Source organism: Streptomyces sp. NPDC057099 (assembly GCF_042671245.1).
GTDB classification, from domain to species: domain Bacteria; phylum Actinomycetota; class Actinomycetes; order Streptomycetales; family Streptomycetaceae; genus Streptomyces; species Streptomyces purpurascens.
This window is the reverse complement of sequence record NZ_JBHUTX010000039.1, coordinates 41,146-57,340: the sequence shown is the minus strand read 5'-3', so window position 1 is coordinate 57,340 and position 16,195 is coordinate 41,146. Positions and strand designations below refer to the sequence as shown.

Sequence of the window (16,195 nt, the reverse complement as noted above, 5' to 3'; positions counted from 1 at the left end):
TACGCCCGTACGGGCGCGGCCGCCTGTCCAGCGGTGTCCTCACGCTTGCCGTCTTCTCCGCCCTCAGCACAGGAGTACCGCCATGAGCCAGCCCCTCGACTCCGTCACCGCCGGCCACACCCCCGAGGACGAGCCCGCCGGTCCCGACACCTCGGCCTGGTCCTTCGAGACCCGGCAGCTCCACGCCGGTGCCGCGCCGGATCCGACGACCGGGGCCCGGGCGACGCCGATCTACCAGACGACGTCGTTCGTGTTCCGCGACACCCGGCACGCCGCCGACCTGTTCTCGCTGGCCGAGCCCGGCAACATCTACACCCGCATCCACAACCCCACCCAGGACGTCTTCGAGCAGCGCGTCGCCGCCCTGGAGGGCGGGGTCGCGGCCGTGGCGCTGGCCTCCGGGCAGGCGGCGGAGACGCTGGCGATCCTCACGCTGGCGAGCTCCGGGGACCACATCGTCTCCAGTACGTCGCTGTACGGCGGCACGTACAACCTGTTCCGGCACACCCTGCCGAAGCTCGGCATCGAGGTGTCCTTCGTGGACGACCCGGACGACGTCGAGGCCTGGCGCGCGGCGATCCGGCCCCACACCAAGGCGCTGTTCGCCGAGACCCTGGGCAATCCGCGCGGCAACGTGCTCGATGTGCGGGCGGTCGCGGACGCGGCGCACGAGGCGGGCGTACCGCTGATCGTGGACAACACGGTCCCGACCCCCTACCTGCTGCGGCCCATCGAACACGGCGCGGACATCGTCGTGCACTCGGCGACCAAGTTCCTCGGCGGGCACGGCACCGCGATCGCGGGTGTGGTGGTCGACGGCGGCACCTTCGACTTCGGTGCGCACGCCGAGCGGTTCCCCGACTTCACCGAGCCCGACCCCAGCTACCACGGCCTCCAGTACTGGCCGGCGCTCGGCCCGGGCGCCTTCGCCGTCAAGCTGCGGGTGCAGTTGCTGCGCGACCTCGGGCCCGCCCTGTCGCCGCACTCCGCCTTCCTGCTCCTCCAGGGCGTGGAGACGCTCAGCCTGCGCATCGAGCGGCACTCCTCGAACGCCCAAGCCCTGGCCGAGTGGCTGGAGCAGCGCGACGAGGTGGCCGCCGTCCATTACCCGGGGCTGGAGTCCAGCCGTTGGTACGAGGCGGGTCGGACGTATCTGCCGCGTGGCGCGGGTGCCGTGGTCTCCTTCGAGCTGCGGGACGGCGTCGAGGCGGGCAAGCGGTTCGTGGACGCGGTCGAGCTGTTCAGCCATCTCGCCAACATCGGAGACGTACGCAGCCTCATCATCCATCCGGCGTCCACCACCCACAGCCAGCTCGACGAGGAGCAGCTGGCGGCCACCGGCGCCGCACCCGGCCTGGTGCGCCTCTCGGTCGGCATCGAGAACCTCGTGGATCTCAAGGCGGACCTGGAGGCCGGGTTCCGAGCGGCGAAGGGCGCGTCCTGAAGACCGTACTGACGCCCTCTCAGGTTCCTCTCCCGCCGGCCTCCGGGGCCTGGCGGGAGGGGGACCCGCCCGGGCGCCGTCGGTGGTACGTGCGTGAGAGCCCGCTCGCGTTGGAGGCGGGAGGTGAACTGCCCGGTGTCCGGCTGGCGTTCGAGACCTGGGGGCGGCTCGCACCGGACCGGTCCAACGCGGTGCTGGTGCTGCACGCGCTCACCGGCGACAGCCATGCGGCGGGTGCGGCCGAGCCCGGCCACCCCACCCCCGGGTGGTGGGACGGGCTCATCGGCCCCGGGCGGGCGCTCGACACGGACCGCTGGTTCGTCGTCGCCCCCAACGTGCTCGGGGGCTGCCAGGGCAGCACCGGGCCGTCCTCGGTGAGCCCTTGCGGTCGGCACTGGGGCGGCGACTTCCCGTTTCTGACGCAGCGCGACCAGGTCGCGGCCGAGGCCGGACTGGCCGATGCCTTGGGCATCGGCCGCTGGGCCCTGGTGGTCGGAGGGTCGATGGGCGGGATGCGGGCGCTGGAATGGGCGGTGTCCCGTCCCGAACGGACGGACGCGCTCCTGCTGCTCGCCACGGCGGCCGCGGCGAGCGCCGAGCAGATCGCCTGGTCCGCCATCCAGCTTCAGGCCGTACGCTCCGACCCGAACTGGCGGGGCGGCCACTATCACGAAACCGGCCGGGGTCCCCACGCCGGGCTCGGCCTGGCCCGACGGGTCGCCCATGTCACATATCGCAGCGAGCCGGAACTCCAGGTCCGCTTCGGCCGCTCGGCCCAGGGCGCGGAGGATCCCTGGGACGGCGGCCGGTACGAGGTCGAGTCCTATCTCGACCATCACGCGGACAAGCTCGTGCGTCGCTTCGACGCGGGCAGCTACGTCGTGCTGTGCGAGGCCATGAACAGCCATGACATCGGCCGCGGACGCGGCGGCGTGCGCTCCGCCCTGAGCCGGGTGACCGCGAGAACCCTCGTGGCGGGGGTGGACTCCGACCGTCTCTACCCGCCCTCCCAGCAAGCGGAGTTGGCGGCGGGCATCCCCACGGCGGACGACGTACGGGTCATCGAATCGCCCTACGGCCATGACGGCTTCCTCATCGAGTTGGAACAGGTCGCCGTGCTCGTGAGCGAACTCGTCCGCCCTCCGCAGGCACCCATCAGAACTCGCCCATGATTCCCATGATTCACGGAAAGGCAGCGCACATGTCGCCTCGTACCGCGCACACGACCGTGGCGGTCCATCCGCTGCTCGCCGAGCGCTGGAGCCCACGCTCGTTCGACGCCACGCACACGGTCACCGACGAGGAGCTGGTGTCCCTGCTGGAGGCCGCCCGCTGGGCGCCCTCCGCCCGCAATACGCAGCCTTGGCGCTTCCTCGTCGGACGGCGCGGCGACACGACGTACCAGCAGATCCTGGCCACTCTCGTGCCCGGCAACCAGGCCTGGGCGGGGAACAGTTCGGTGCTGATCGCGGCGGTGGCGGCGGAGCGTCTCGAGAACGGAACCGCGCACCACGGCGCCGCGTACGACACCGGGCTGGCGGTGGCCCATCTGTCGGTGCAGGCCCACGCGCTGGGACTGCACGCGCACCAGATGGGCGGCTTCGACCCCGAGCGGCTGCGCGTGTCGTTGGACGTCCCGGACGGCTACCGGCCACTCACCGTCACCGCGCTGGGGGCCCTGGCCGCGGCGGATCTCCTCCCGGAGGAACTGCGCGTCCGCGAGACCGCCGTCCGCGAGCGCCGGCCTCTGGCGGAGACGTTCTTCGCCGAGAGCTGGGGCAAGCCGCTTCCGGCCGGCCCCTGAAGCGCGCCCCAGCCCTTGCCCGCACTGTCCTGACCATCAGCGCCGCATCCCGCAGGAGTACACATGACCGTCCAGGACGCCCCCACCGGCATCGACGCCTTCGCCGCCGCATGGGAGGCATGGCATCAGCACAGGGACTCCGCCCTCGCCCATGAACACGGATTCCTCGCCGTCACCGGCCTGTACTGGCCGGACGCCGAACCCCGGCGCTTCCCCGGCGCGCCCGGCAGCTGGTCGACGGGCGACGAGGGCGTCACCGTCGCGCTCGGAGAGGGGGAGGAACTCGTCGTCGACGGCACCGCGGTGCGCGGACGGCACACCTTCGGTGTCATCCCGGAACGCGGTGGCGTGACCGCCGTCTGGGGCGACGCGGTGATCGAGATCGCCAAACGCGGCGGCCACCACGTGATCCGGCCACGGCACCCGGAACATCCGCTGCGGACCGGGTTCACCGGGACGCCCGCGTACGCACCGGACCCGCGGTGGGTGGTCTCCGGTACGTACACGCCGTTCCCGGAGCCGCGACCGACCACCGTGGGTGCCTCCGTCGAGGGACTGCAGCACGTCTACGACGCGCCCGGCAGAATCCGCTTCCGGGTCGACGGCCGGACGCTGGGCCTGACCGCGTTCAACGGGTCCGCACCAGGCAGCCTCATGGTGCTGTTCACCGACGCGACCTCCGGCGTGACCACGTACGCGGCCAATCGCGCCCTGCGGATCGACGCGCCCGGACCCGACGGCACCGTGGTGCTGGACTTCAACCGTGCCACCAACCTTCCGTGCGCCTACACCGACTTCGCGACCTGCCCGCTGCCGCCCGGCGAGAACCGGCTCCCGGTGGCGATCGAGGCCGGTGAGCGGATCCCCCACGAGCGGAAGCCGATCGCCCGGTGAGCCCCTCGCCCCTCCCCCGGATCCGCTCGCTGTCGTTCCTGACGCCGGGCAACTACGCGGACGACGACCCGTACGCGGGTCTCGAGGCCACCCTGCGGCTGTTCGAGTACGGCGAGCGCACGGGGTACGACGGTGCCTGGGTGCGGCAGCGGCACCTGGAGCACGGAGTGTCCTCGGCGGCGGTGTTCCTCGCCGCCGCCGGCCAGCGCACGGAGCACATCGAGCTGGGCACCGCCGTGATCCCGATCGGGTACGAGAACCCGTTCCGGCTCGCCGAGGATCTCGCGCTCGCCGATGTGCTCTCCCGCGGGCGGCTGCAGGTCGGTTTCAGCACGGGCATGCCCCATGCGGAGCTGATGGCGCGACTGGTCCACGACGGCGACTGGCACAGCTTCGACCTGTCGTACGGCCGGATCGCCCGGGTGCGCGACCATCTGCGCGGCGGCCCCCTGGGCAGTGAGGACACCGTCATCCAGACGCCGGGCGGCGCACAGCGGCCACGCCTGCAGCCGTACAGCCCCGGGCTGGCCGACCGCACCTGGTACGGGGCCGGCAGCCTGCGCTCGGCACGGTGGGCGGGCGAGCAGGGGCTGGGCATGCTCAGCGGGAACATCGTCGCCGGCGAAGGCACCGACGACTTCTCCACCGCCCAGCGGGCACTGATCCACGCGTACCGTCGCCTGCTCGGGCCGGAGCGACCGGGACGGGTGGCGATCGGCCGGGTGATCGTGCCCTTCGACAGCGCGGACGCGGCGACCCGGCGGCGCTACCGCGCCTACGCGGCGAGCCGCCACGAGCGGACCCTGGGACCGCAGGGGGCCAAGCGCACCCTGTTCGCCCCCGACGTGGTGGGGACGTCGGAGGAGATCCTGGAGGTGTTGAGCGCCGACGCCGCACTCGCGGAGGTGCCGGAGCTGCGCCTGGAGTTGCCGTACGAGTTCGAACCGGGCGACTACGAGCAGATCCTGCACGATGTGCGCCACCACATCGCGCCCCGGCTGGGCTGGCGGCCCGCCCGGGACCACGGCCCGCGAATCGTCGCCCCGTCGCAAGCGGCAGGATGACTCCCTCGCTCGTCGCGATCGGCGGCCTGCCCGCTACCGGAAAGACCACACCGGCCCGGCACCCGGTCGGTCCGGCGGGTTACGTCGTCGGGTACACCCTGGCCGAGGAGCATCTGCGGCAGGGTCGGACCGTGATCGCGGAGTCGGTGAACCCGCTGGCGGTGACGCGGGGGCGCCTGGCGTGATGCGGCCGCACGGGCGGGGGTGCGTTCCGTCGAGGTGGAGGTCGTCTGCTCCGATCCGGTCGAGCACCGGCGCCGGGTGATGTCGCGGTCGGTCGGCATCCCGGGCCTGCCGCTGCCCGACTGGCAGCAGATCCTCGACCGGGAGTACGAGCCGTGGGACCGGGACCGCGTCGTCGTCGACACGGCGGGACAGCGCCTGGAGGTGTCGTCGGCCGTGCTGCTGGGGGCTGTGTCGGCGGCGGCTGCCGGTGCGTCCGGGTAGGGCGCCCGGGCTTCACGAGCGGCGGGTCGGACGGCGTGGAACGTCATCCGTCACAGCGCCTTCGCCTCGCACGATGTGCCCGGGCTGCGGACCAGCAGGATGGGCGAACGGCGGCGCAGGGTGAAGCCGATGGACTCGTAGAGCCGGATCGCCTGCGCGTTGCCGGCCGAGGCGTGCAGGAACGGGATGTCGCCGCGGGCGCGGATGCCCGCCGCGACGGCGCGCACGAGGCGGGTGCCCAGGCCGCGGCCGCGATGCTCCGGGTCGGTGCAGACGGCGCTGATCTCCGTCCAGCCGGGTGGCCGGATGCGCTCGCCGGCCATGGCGATCAGCCGCCCCCGGTGCCGGATGCCGAGATAGGTGCCCAGTTCCACGGTGCGTTTCCGGAAGGGGCCAGGTCTGGTGCGGGCGACCAGGTCGAGGATCTCGGGGACGTCGTCGGGTCCGAGTCGTACCGCTTCCGGGGCGGGCTGGGCCCGCAGTGCGGTGTCGACGAGCTGGACTCCCAGACCGCCGCCGACGACATCCCACCCGGAGGGGACCTCTTCGACCGGCTTGAGCCGTACGACGGTTCCGGGACCGACGAGCGTACGCAGGTCGGCCCAGGCGGCCGGGTCGGCCGGATCGGCGAGGGCGGCGAAGTCGTAGACGTCGGCAGGGTAGCGGGCGGCACGGCCGAGCCGTTCGGCGAAGCGGGCGTGCGGGCCGGCCAGGGCGGCCCAGACCGCGTTGTCCAGAGGATGCGTGCTCGGGCCGGCCAGGGCTTCGCCACCACGAACGTCGATCGAATGAGCCACGGAGGCGGAGTCCTTAAGGGTCAGCGAGCAGCGCTTCGCAGGGGCACCTCCACCATGTCTAGCAGGCAGTTGAGGGACAGATCATTGCAGGTGCATGAATTTCGGGTCCGGCCACCGGTCAGGCCACGGTCCGGCCACTGTGGCCTTCCCTACATTTCCCATCGATTCACTAGGGAATCGTTGACGGCTCAGCCGCCGGGTGCGCAGGATGATGTACATGTCCCACACGCAGCAACGACTCGTTCGTCGTCGGCATGTCGACTTTGGTCACGTCGTCAGCGCCGCCTGCTGTCGTCGGTGAGGTACGCGGCTCACACCCAGCGCGTGCCGCTCCGCTCCTTCTCTCTTCGCCCAGGTGCCCGGGCGCACGCATCCGCCGCACCTGATGGCCCGACGCACTTCTGAAGGACGACCGCCATGACCACGGCACTTCCGGCCCAGGCCATTCCGTCGGATTCCCCGCTCCCCGATCTGCGCCGCCTCCGGCTCGTGGGCGACACCGCCCAGGAGAGCGACAAGGGAAACGGTTCCGCACCCCTCGTCGGCTATCTCCTGCTCGTACCCGAGGGCACCGACCCGGCCCAGCTCTTCGCCAACGACGTGACACTGCCGGAGATCCGGCCGGTCGCCTACGTTGACTCGCCTCCCCCGCACCGGACGGGGGCGGAAGCCGGAGGCAGTGGCGTCCGCATCGATCCGGAACGCCGTGTCGCCGAGCTGGACGGACGCCAACTCGACCTCACCTACCTGGAGTTCGGGCTGCTGACCCACCTCGTACAGCATCCCCACCAAGTGCATTCGCGCGAGCGGTTGATGGCCGGCATCTGGGGCTACGACCACATCGGCGACGGCCGCACCGTGGACGTCCACATCGCGCGCCTGCGCCGCAAGCTCGGCGCGGCTCACCGGCACCAGGTCGTCACCGTGCGGCGCGTGGGCTACAAGTACGTGCCCGACCAGCAAGAGCGCCCCACCACCACAACGTGCCGCCGACCCTGAGGAGACCACCGTCATGGGCGTTGCCACCGCGCCGGCCGACCACGCCTCGGCATCCGACCGGACCGGGCCCGGCCGTGCGCACTGGCTGCGCGTGGCCCGGGAGACGGCGGACGATCTGGCCACGGACGCGGTGGCCAGGGAGCAGGCGGGCAAGCCCCCGTTCGACGAGGTGTCCCGGCTGCGCGAGTCGGGACTGTTGACCCTCCTCGTTTCGGCCGAGCTCGGGGGTGGCGGTGCGGACTGGCCCACGGCCCACTCCGTCGTCCGGGACATCTCCGCCGCCGACGGTGCCATCGGCCAACTCCTGGGCTGTCACTACTTCCTGTCGTGGAGCGCCCGGTTCCTCACCGAGCCCGCCCTCGCCGCCCGGGTCGAGCGGCGGTCCGCGGCGGAGCAGTGGTGCTGGGGCGGTGGTGTCGCCCGTCAGGACCTGCCCCTGGCGCTGGCCAGGACCACCGCCGGTTATGTGCTCGACGGTCGACAGAGCTACGCCACCGGGGTCCTGGTCGCCGACCGCCTCGTCGTGCGGGCCGTACGGCCCGATACCGGCGAGCCGTTCGCCGTCGTGGTCGACCCCGCCCGTCCTGGCGTGAGGATCGACGGCGACGCCGACCCGTTCGGACAGCGACTCGCGGCCGGCGGGAGCGTGGAGTTCGACGGTGTGGTGATCGCCGCCCACGAGGTGCTCGGTTCTCTGTCCGCGGACGAGGACGTCCTGTCGCCCCTCACCGCATTGGCCTCGCCGGTCGGGCGGCTCCTGTCCGTCCAGCTCTGTCTCGGCATGGCCGAGGGCGTGCTCGCCGAAGCCCGTGACTACAGCAGGTCGGGCCACTCCCCCTGGCACCCGGACTGGCCCGTCGGCTCGCCCCAGGACCCCCAGGTGCTGACCGCGTACGGGGAACTCACCGTCCTCACCCGCTCCGCCTCCGCGCTCACCGACCAGGCACAGGAAGCGGTGCAGCGCGGGCTCATGTGCGGCGAGGACATCACCTACGAGGAGTACGCGGAGATCTCCGTCCTCGTGGCCATGGCCGAAGCCGCCGCGTCCAAGGCCGCGCAGGAGACCACCGCCCGTGCCCTCGACATCATCGGCGTCCGCTCCGCGTCCGCGCGGCTGGGCTTCGACCGCTTCTGGCGCAATGCCCGCATCCACACCCTGTACGAGCCCGTCACTCACCGGCTCCGGGATGTCGGGGACTATTTCCTCAACGGGGCGCATCCTCCGTTCACCCTGCCCGTCTGACAAACCCGCACGGCCGGGCGATTGTGAACGCCGTACTTCACTCGCGTGTCGGACAGTTGCGAACATGAGACGTGTACGCAAGCGGCGTTGACGTGGCTGGTTTTCGCTGCAACTCTCTTGGCTGTGAGCCATTCCGAGAACCTCGCCGCTCGCCTGCACGTCGATTTGCGACGCCAGGCCAGCGCCATCTGTGCCGTCGGTATCTGAGCCCTGCCGGGCACCGCTCTCCCGCGCTCCCTTTCACAGTCGGCTGTCATGTCGCACTGATGCTGCCGTAGAACGCCGCGATCCTCGCAGTTCTCTCTGGCGAGGTCTCATTACCGCTGTTCGCCGCGGTTTCCCATGTTCTCGGCACGTCCGCTTCCTCATTCCCTTGAACAGGATCCTTTTCATGGCCACGACGGCATCGACCAGACGCCACTTCCTTTCCCTGCTCGGTCTTTCGGCGGTGGCCGTGAGCTGCGGTACGACCGCTGGAGCCTCGTCCGGCAAGGGCGGGACCAAGACGCTGCGCTATCAGGGCTGGGCGGGCCAGGTCACTCTGCCGGAGCTGGCCGAGGACCTCGGCTATCTGGAGGACGTGAAGCTGGACTGGGTCGGCAACACCATCAGCGGACCGCAGGACATCCAGTCCGCGGCGACCGGCCAGATCGACTTCGGCGGCGCGTTCAACGGCGCGGTCGTCAAACTGGCCGCGAACAAGGCCCCCATCAAGGCCGTCATCAGCTACTACGGCGCCGACAAGTACGCCTACAACGGCTTCTACGTCCTCGAGGACAGCCCCATCCGCTCGGCCCGGGACCTCATCGGCAAGAAGATCGGGATGAACACCCTCGGAGCCCACTCCGAGGCCATGCTCGACATCTACCTGCAGCGGGGCGGCCTGTCCCAGTCGGACATCGGCAAGGCCGAGCCCCTGGTGGTCCCTCCGGTCAACACCGAGCAGACCCTGCGCCAAAAGCAGATCGACGTGGCCGTACTCGGCGGCCTCCTGCGCGACAAGGCCCTCGCCACGGGCGGCATCCGCCCGCTGTTCACCGACTACCAGCTGCTCGGCGCCTTCAGTGCCGGCACCTACGTGATGACCGACCGCTTCCTCGAGCAGAACCCCGACACGGCCCGCGTCTTCGTCACCGGCGTCGGAAAGGCCATCGAATGGGCCCGTTCCACTCCACGCGAGGAAGTCGTCGCCCGGATGACGGACATCGTGAAGAAGCGCGGCCGCAACGAGGACCCCGCACCCCTCAAGTACTGGCAGTCCTTCGGCGTCGCCGAGAAGGCCGGCCGTATCACCGGCAAAGAGCTCAAGCTGTGGATCGACTGGCTGGCCGAGCGCGGTGACATCAAGAAGGGTCAGGTCACGTTGTCGGACCTCTACACCAACGAGTTCAACGCCAGCGGGAGCTGACCCCCTATGCCGGAATCCACCACACCCAAGATCGAGTTCGAGAACGTGACGAAGGAATTCACCGTCAAGAAGCGAGCGGGAACGGGCGAGGAAACCCGGTTCACCGCACTCGACGGAATCGATCTGCGGATAGCGGACGGAGAATTCGTCGTCCTCGTCGGCCCGAGCGGCTGCGGAAAGTCGACCCTGCTGGATCTCCTCGGCGGCCTCACCCGGCCCACCGGCGGACGCATCCTGCTGGACGGACGGCCCGTCACCGGGCCGGGCCTGGACCGCGGCATCGTCTTCCAGCAGTACGCGCTGCTGCCCTGGCGCACCGCGCAGGGCAACGTCGAGTTCGGCCTGGAGGCCACGGGCGTTCCGCGACGCCGACGCACCCAGCGCGCCCGGGAGTTCCTGGACCTGGTCGGCCTCACCGGGTTCGAGGACCGCCATCCGCACGAGCTGTCGGGCGGGATGCGCCAGCGCGTGGCGATCGCCCGCAGCCTCGCCTACGACCCCGATGTGCTGCTGATGGACGAGCCGTTCGCCGCGCTGGACGCCCAGACCCGCGAGTCGCTCCAGGACGAGCTGCTGCGCATCTGGCAGCGCACCGGCAAGACGGTCGTCTTCATCACCCACGGCATCGACGAGGCCGTCTACCTGGGGCAGCGCGTCGCCGTCATGACGTCCAGGCCGGGCCGTATCAAGCAGATCGTGCCGGTCGCCCTCGGCTCCCGTGACGCCACGGACGACCTGCGCTCCAGTCCCGAATTCGCACGCCACCGCCACGAGATCTGGTCACTCCTGCACGACGAGGTCGCCAGGGCCCAGCAATTGGAGAAGGAGGCGGCTGTCGCATGAGCCCCACCACCGGAACGGTCACCGACCAGAGCACCACGTCCGGCACCCCCGGGCTCGCCGCGGTTCCCGCCCCCAAGGCGTCGCCTCCGCAGCCGCGTCGGGTCCCCGTCACGACGGCCCGGGCCCGCAGGCTGGCCCGCCGGCTGCCCGATCTGCTGGTGAGCGGGGCCACCAAATCCGCGGCGATCGTGGCTCTGCTGCTCATCTGGGAGACGGCGCCGCGCCTGGGGCTGGTCGACCGGACGTTCCTGCCGCCGTTCAGCGAGGTCGCCCGCGCCTGGTGGGAACTGGCGGCCGACGGCCGGCTCGCCGACAACGCCCGCGCCAGCCTGGTCCGCTCCTTCAGCGGATTCGGCCTCGCCGTGCTCGTCGCCGTGCCCCTCGGCCTGCTGATCGGCTGGTACCGGCCGGTGGCCGACCTCCTCGGCCCGCTGCTGGAGGTCTTCCGCAACACCGCGGCACTCGCCCTGCTGCCGGTCTTCGTGCTCCTGCTCGGCATCGGCGAGACCTCGAAGATCTCCATCGTGCTCTACGCCTGCACCTGGCCCATCCTGCTCAACACCATCAGCGCGGTCCGGGGTGTCGACCCGACCCTGCTGAAGCTGGCGAAGTCGATGGACCTGTCCGCGCCCAGGCTGTTCCAGAAGGTCATCCTGCCCTCCGCGGTACCGGTCGTCTTCACCGGCATCCGGCTGGCCGGAGCGGTCTCCATCCTCGTGCTCGTCGCCGCCGAGATGATCGGCGCCAAGGCGGGTCTGGGCTATCTGATCAACGCCTCGCAGTACAACTTCGCCATCCCGCAGATGTACGCCGGCATCGTCACCATCTCGGCCATCGGAGTGGCCTTCAACCAACTCCTGGTGGCGGTGGAGCGACGGCTCAGCTCCTGGCGCCTCCCGGCTGACGGCTGACCTCGGCCCGCCCTCCCGTTCCTGTGTCCCACCGCCCCGATCCGAGGAACCTCATGACCGCGACCAGCCCGCGCCGCCTGCATCTCAACGCCTTCCTGATGAACGCCGGCCACCACGACGCCGCCTGGCGCCACCCGCGTACCCAGCCCGAACGGGTCACCGATCTGCGCTACTTCCAGCAGCTCGCGCTGACCGCCGAGCGCGGCCTGTTCGACTCCGTCTTCCTCGCCGACGGCCTCGCCCTGTGGGGGAAGGTCAGACACAACGTCCTGGGTGGCTTCGAACCGCTCACCCTGCTGTCGGCCCTGGCGGCGGTCACCGAACGCGTCGGCCTGATCGCCACCGTCTCCACCACCTTCAACGAGCCCTTCCACACCGCCCGCAAGTTCGCCTCCCTGGACCACATCAGCTCAGGCCGGGCCGGCTGGAACATCGTCACCTCCGGCACCGTGAACGAGGCCCGCAACTTCGGGCAGGACGAGCACCTGGAGCACGCGCTGCGCTACGAGCGGGCCCGGGAGTTCGTCGACGTGGCCACCCGGTTGTGGGACAGCTGGGAGGACGACGCGATCCTCCTCGACCGGGAGGCCGGCGTCTACGCCGACACCGCCAAAGTGCGGGAGATCAACCACCGCGGGGAGTACTTCGGCGTCCAGGGCCCGCTGAACGTCCCCCGCACCCCGCAGGGTTACCCGCTGCTGGTGCAGGCCGGTTCGTCGGAGGACGGCAAGGAGTTCGCCGCCCGGTACGCCGAGGCCGTCTTCACCGCCCAGCAGACCCTGGCCGACGGCCAGGCCTTCTACAAGGACCTCAAGTCACGGCTCGTCCGCCACGGCCGCACCGAGGAGCAACTTGTGGTGCTTCCGGGCATCGCCCCGGTCATCGGCTCGACGGAGGCCGAGGCCCGCACGCTGGAACAGGAGCTGACGGAGCTGCAGGTGCCCGAGTACGGGCTCGCCCAGCTGTCCGCGATGCTCGGCACCGATCTGACCGGGCTGCCGCTGGACGGGCCGCTGCCCGAGCTGCCGGAGGAGCGGGACATCAACGGCAACAAGAGCCGTTTCACGCTCGTCGCCGAACTCGCCCGCCGCGACGGCCTCACCTTGCGCGAGCTCATCGCCCGCCTCGGTGCCGGCCGTGGCCACCGGGTGTTCGCCGGCACCCCGGAGCAGGTGGCGGACCAGCTCGAGGAGTGGTTCACGCAGGGTGCCGCGGACGGATTCAACATCATGCCGCCCCATCTGCCGGGCGGCCTGGAGGACTTCGTCGACCACGTCGTACCGATCCTGCAGCGGCGCGGCCTGTTCCGCACCGAGTACACCGGCCGCACCCTGCGCGAGCACTACGGCCTGCCCCGCCCCGCCAACCGGCTGGCCGCGGCGACCGCGGGAGGAGGGCGGTCCGTATGACCGGACTGGAACTCACCACCGACGTCCTGGTGATCGGCGGCGGCCCCGCGGCCACCTGGGCCGCACTCAAGGCGGCTCAGGACGGAGCGGATGTCGTCCTCGCCGACAAGGGCTACTGCGGCACCAGCGGCGCCACCGCCTCCGCCGGAACCGGTGTCTGGTACGTCCCCCCGGAGCCGGCGGCGCGGGAGGCGGCCATGGCGAGCCGAGAGGCACTGGGCGGATATCTGGCCGACCGGCGCTGGATGACCCGAGTCCTGGACCAGACGTACGCGGGCGTGAACGAGCTGGCGGCGGCCGGCCGCTACCCGTTCCCCACCGGGCCGGACGGAAAGCAGCTCAGGAACGGCCTGCAGGGACCGGAGTACATGCGCAGGATGCGTATCCGCGTCCAGCGCGCCGGGGCACGCGTCCTCGACCACAGTCCGGTCACCGAACTGCTCACCGACCCCTCCGGGGCGGTCGCCGGGGCCAGGGGTCACCGGCGCCAGGCCGGGGAGCCCTACCGGGTGCGCGCCGGGGCCGTCGTCCTGGCCACCGGCGGCTGCGCGTTCCTCAGCGGCGCGCTCGGCTGCAACGTCAACACCGGCGACGGGGCGCTGTTCGCCGCCGAGGTGGGCGCGGAGCTGTCCGGAATGGAGTTCTCCAACGCCTACGGCATCGCGCCCGAGGGGACCTCCGTCACCAAGACCGCGTTCTACTCCTTCGCGACCTTCTACCACGAGGACGGCACGGTCCTGGAGGGCGCGGCCAGCCAGGGCGGCCGGTCCGTGATCGCGAAGGCACTGCTCGGCGAGAAGGTGTACTGCCGCCTGGACCGGGCGGACACCGCGGCCCAGAAGGCGATGCGGCTGGCCCAGCCCAACTTCTTCCTCACGTTCGACCGGCTCGGCATCGACCCGTTCACCCAGCTGTTCGCCGTCACGCTCCTCGCCGAGGGCACCGTGCGCGGCACCGGCGGTATCCGCGTCATCGGCGACGACTGCTCCACGACCGTGCCCGGACTGTACGCGGCCGGCGACGCGGCGACCCGCGAGCTGATCTGCGGTGGGTTCACGGGCGGCGGCAGCCACAACGCCGCCTGGGCCATCGCCTCCGGCACCTGGGCAGGCCGGGGAGCGACCCGCCATGCCCGCACCCTCGGAGCGCGCGCCGGTACGAGGCGCCTGGTGGCAGCGGGCGGGGCGGGGCTCCGCCCCACGGGGACCCCGGGTCCGGCCGACGGCTTCCGTGCGATCGTCGCCGCGGTCCAGGGCGAGGTGCTCCCGTACGAGAAGAACTATCTGCGCCACGGCGACCGGCTCACCGCGTCGCTGAAGGTGCTCGACAGCGTGTGGGAGGAGTCGCGTACCGCCCTGCATACCGGGAGCGGGGACACCGTACGGGCCAGGCAGGCCGCGGCGATGGCGGCGCATGCCCGCTGGATGTACGCCTCGGCGCTGGCGCGCACGGAGACCCGCGGTATGGCCAAGCGGCTCGACCATCCGGCACAGGACCCCGAGCAGCATCACCGCATCGTGACGGGTGGCCTCGACCGGGTATGGACCCGCACCGAGCCTTTGTCGGCCGCACCGACGGCACCGCTGGGGGTGGCCTCGTGATCGAACTGGTCTCGGCGGAGCGCTGCATCGCCTGCGACAAGTGCGTCAAGGTCTGCCCGACCAACGTCTTCGACCGGGGCGAGGACGGCATCCCGGTGCTCGCGCGCCGCGACGACTGCCAGACCTGCTTCCAGTGCGAGGCGAACTGCCCGGCCGACGCGCTGTATGTCGCACCCCTGACCAGCCCGCTGTCCGACGACTCCCCCGCGCGGGACGAGGAGAACCTGGACCGCACCGGCCTGCTCGGCAGCTACCGCCGGCACATCGGCTGGGGGCAAGGCCGCACGCCCGGTGCGCTCCGGGCCGTCGGCCCTTCCCTCGGACCGCCGGGATCCAGGGGATCCTCCCCGCCGATCACGTCCTGACGACCTTCCGACGCATCACCTCTTCACCGTTCGCTGCCCGAAAGGAAGACCCGCACATGACCACCAGCACCGGCTTCGACATCCGCAGGATCGGCGGCCGTATCGGCGCCGAGATCCTCGGCGTGGACCTCTCCGGCGACCTCGACCCCGCCATCGTCACGGAGATCAACTCCGCCCTCCTGGAACACAAGGCCCTCGTCTTCCGCGACCAGAACCTCGACGACGCCGGCCAGCTCCGCTTCGCCTCCCTCTTCGGCGAACTCACCACCGCACACCCCACCGTGCCCTCCGTGGAAGGCCGGCCCCAGATCCTGCCCGTCGACGGCGACGAAGGCATCCGCGCCAACCGCTGGCACACGGACGTCACCTTCGTGCGCACACCCCCCAAGGCCTCCACACTGCGCAGCATCGTGGTCCCGCCCTACGGCGGCAACACCCTCATCGCCAACTCGGCCGCCGCCTACCGGGACCTGCCCGAGCCGCTGCGCGAGCTGGCCGACAAGCTGTGGGCCGTCCACACCAACGACTACGACTACGCCGCCCCGAAGAACGACAAGGCCGCCGAACACCGCAAGCGGTTCGTCTCCCGCAAGTACCGCACCGCCCACCCGGTCGTCCGCGTCCACCCCGAGACCGGGGAACGGGGCCTGTTCATCGGCGGCTTCGCCCAGAGCATCGTCGGCCTCGGCCCGTCCGACTCCCGCGATCTGCTGCGCATCTTCCAGGCGTACGTCACCCGTCCGGAGAACATCGTGCGCGTCGCCTGGACGCCCGGCGACGTCGTCCTGTTCGACAACCGCATCACCCAGCACTACGCCCCCGACGACTACGGCGACCTGCCCCGGCTCCTCCACCGCGTGACCGTCGCGGGGGATGTCCCCGCCGGCATCGACGGCACCCTCAGCCACGTCGTCGAGGGAGACGACGCCTCCCACTACACACCCGCGGCCTCCTGAACCACCCGGG

At 71.2% G+C, this 16,195-nt stretch carries 17 protein-coding genes; 16 read left to right on the top strand and 1 reads right to left on the bottom strand.

Annotated elements, in window-relative coordinates; genetic code table 11:
• Positions 1-82 precede the first annotated feature (82 nt).
• The 7 genes from ACFT4A_RS32510 (at position 83) to ACFT4A_RS32480 (ending at position 5,653) form a co-directional block, all read left to right on the top strand.
• Complete coding sequence (locus ACFT4A_RS32510) at positions 83-1,444, top strand: bifunctional o-acetylhomoserine/o-acetylserine sulfhydrylase (protein WP_382837308.1); 1,362 nt, start codon at positions 83-85, stop codon at positions 1,442-1,444.
• A complete protein-coding gene (locus tag ACFT4A_RS32505; protein ID WP_382837352.1) occupies positions 1,441-2,616 on the top strand; it encodes a homoserine O-acetyltransferase in 1,176 nt (391 codons plus the stop codon). The genes ACFT4A_RS32510 and ACFT4A_RS32505 overlap by 4 nt, the downstream gene beginning before the upstream one ends.
• Before the next feature lie 29 nt (positions 2,617-2,645).
• The gene (locus ACFT4A_RS32500) at positions 2,646-3,248 is read left to right on the top strand and encodes a nitroreductase family protein (protein WP_382837305.1); all 603 of its coding nucleotides are present in this window, start codon (positions 2,646-2,648) and stop codon (positions 3,246-3,248) included.
• A 63-nt stretch (positions 3,249-3,311) separates the two neighbouring features.
• Positions 3,312-4,142 carry a DUF1684 domain-containing protein gene (locus ACFT4A_RS32495; RefSeq protein WP_382837302.1) on the top strand — a complete coding sequence of 277 codons (831 nt, stop codon included), beginning with the start codon at positions 3,312-3,314 and terminating at the stop codon, positions 4,140-4,142.
• Positions 4,139-5,206 carry an LLM class flavin-dependent oxidoreductase gene (locus ACFT4A_RS32490; protein WP_382837299.1) on the top strand — a complete coding sequence of 356 codons (1,068 nt, stop codon included), beginning with the start codon at positions 4,139-4,141 and terminating at the stop codon, positions 5,204-5,206. Before ACFT4A_RS32495 ends, ACFT4A_RS32490 begins: the two co-directional genes overlap by 4 nt.
• A complete protein-coding gene (locus tag ACFT4A_RS32485) occupies positions 5,203-5,391 on the top strand; it encodes a hypothetical protein (protein WP_382837296.1) in 189 nt (62 codons plus the stop codon). Before ACFT4A_RS32490 ends, ACFT4A_RS32485 begins: the two co-directional genes overlap by 4 nt.
• A gap of 19 nt (positions 5,392-5,410) precedes the next feature.
• Positions 5,411-5,653 (top strand): hypothetical protein, encoded by a 243-nt coding sequence (locus tag ACFT4A_RS32480; RefSeq protein ID WP_382837294.1) that lies wholly within the window; start codon positions 5,411-5,413, stop codon positions 5,651-5,653.
• Between the two features lie 50 nt (positions 5,654-5,703).
• On the opposite strand, the gene ACFT4A_RS32475 is transcribed toward ACFT4A_RS32480, so the two are convergent.
• On the bottom strand, positions 5,704-6,450 hold the full coding sequence (locus tag ACFT4A_RS32475) for a GNAT family N-acetyltransferase (RefSeq protein ID WP_382837291.1): 747 nt from the start codon (positions 6,448-6,450) through the stop codon (positions 5,704-5,706).
• A 417-nt stretch (positions 6,451-6,867) separates the two neighbouring features.
• Here ACFT4A_RS32475 and ACFT4A_RS32470 point away from each other — a divergent pair, with 417 nt between their 5' ends.
• The 9 genes from ACFT4A_RS32470 (at position 6,868) to ACFT4A_RS32430 (ending at position 16,185) form a co-directional block, all read left to right on the top strand.
• Positions 6,868-7,449: a winged helix-turn-helix domain-containing protein gene (locus tag ACFT4A_RS32470; protein ID WP_382837288.1), complete on the top strand. Its 582-nt coding sequence runs from the start codon at positions 6,868-6,870 to the stop codon at positions 7,447-7,449.
• A gap of 13 nt (positions 7,450-7,462) precedes the next feature.
• Positions 7,463-8,692: an acyl-CoA dehydrogenase family protein gene (locus ACFT4A_RS32465; RefSeq protein WP_382837285.1), complete on the top strand. Its 1,230-nt coding sequence runs from the start codon at positions 7,463-7,465 to the stop codon at positions 8,690-8,692.
• Between the two features lie 391 nt (positions 8,693-9,083).
• Positions 9,084-10,100 carry an ABC transporter substrate-binding protein gene (locus ACFT4A_RS32460; protein ID WP_382837283.1) on the top strand — a complete coding sequence of 339 codons (1,017 nt, stop codon included), beginning with the start codon at positions 9,084-9,086 and terminating at the stop codon, positions 10,098-10,100.
• Between the two features lie 6 nt (positions 10,101-10,106).
• Complete coding sequence (locus tag ACFT4A_RS32455) at positions 10,107-10,943, top strand: ABC transporter ATP-binding protein (RefSeq protein ID WP_382837281.1); 837 nt, start codon at positions 10,107-10,109, stop codon at positions 10,941-10,943.
• Positions 10,940-11,854 (top strand): ABC transporter permease, encoded by a 915-nt coding sequence (locus ACFT4A_RS32450; RefSeq protein WP_382837278.1) that lies wholly within the window; start codon positions 10,940-10,942, stop codon positions 11,852-11,854. The genes ACFT4A_RS32455 and ACFT4A_RS32450 overlap by 4 nt, the downstream gene beginning before the upstream one ends.
• A gap of 53 nt (positions 11,855-11,907) precedes the next feature.
• On the top strand, positions 11,908-13,263 hold the full coding sequence (locus ACFT4A_RS32445; RefSeq protein WP_382837275.1) for an LLM class flavin-dependent oxidoreductase: 1,356 nt from the start codon (positions 11,908-11,910) through the stop codon (positions 13,261-13,263).
• On the top strand, positions 13,260-14,864 hold the full coding sequence (locus ACFT4A_RS32440) for an FAD-dependent oxidoreductase (protein WP_382837272.1): 1,605 nt from the start codon (positions 13,260-13,262) through the stop codon (positions 14,862-14,864). Before ACFT4A_RS32445 ends, ACFT4A_RS32440 begins: the two co-directional genes overlap by 4 nt.
• Positions 14,861-15,229, top strand: coding sequence for a 4Fe-4S dicluster domain-containing protein (locus tag ACFT4A_RS32435; protein WP_382837269.1), 369 nt, complete (start codon positions 14,861-14,863; stop codon positions 15,227-15,229). The genes ACFT4A_RS32440 and ACFT4A_RS32435 overlap by 4 nt, the downstream gene beginning before the upstream one ends.
• Before the next feature lie 56 nt (positions 15,230-15,285).
• A complete protein-coding gene (locus tag ACFT4A_RS32430; protein WP_382837266.1) occupies positions 15,286-16,185 on the top strand; it encodes a TauD/TfdA dioxygenase family protein in 900 nt (299 codons plus the stop codon).
• The last annotated feature ends 10 nt before the right edge of the window (positions 16,186-16,195 follow it).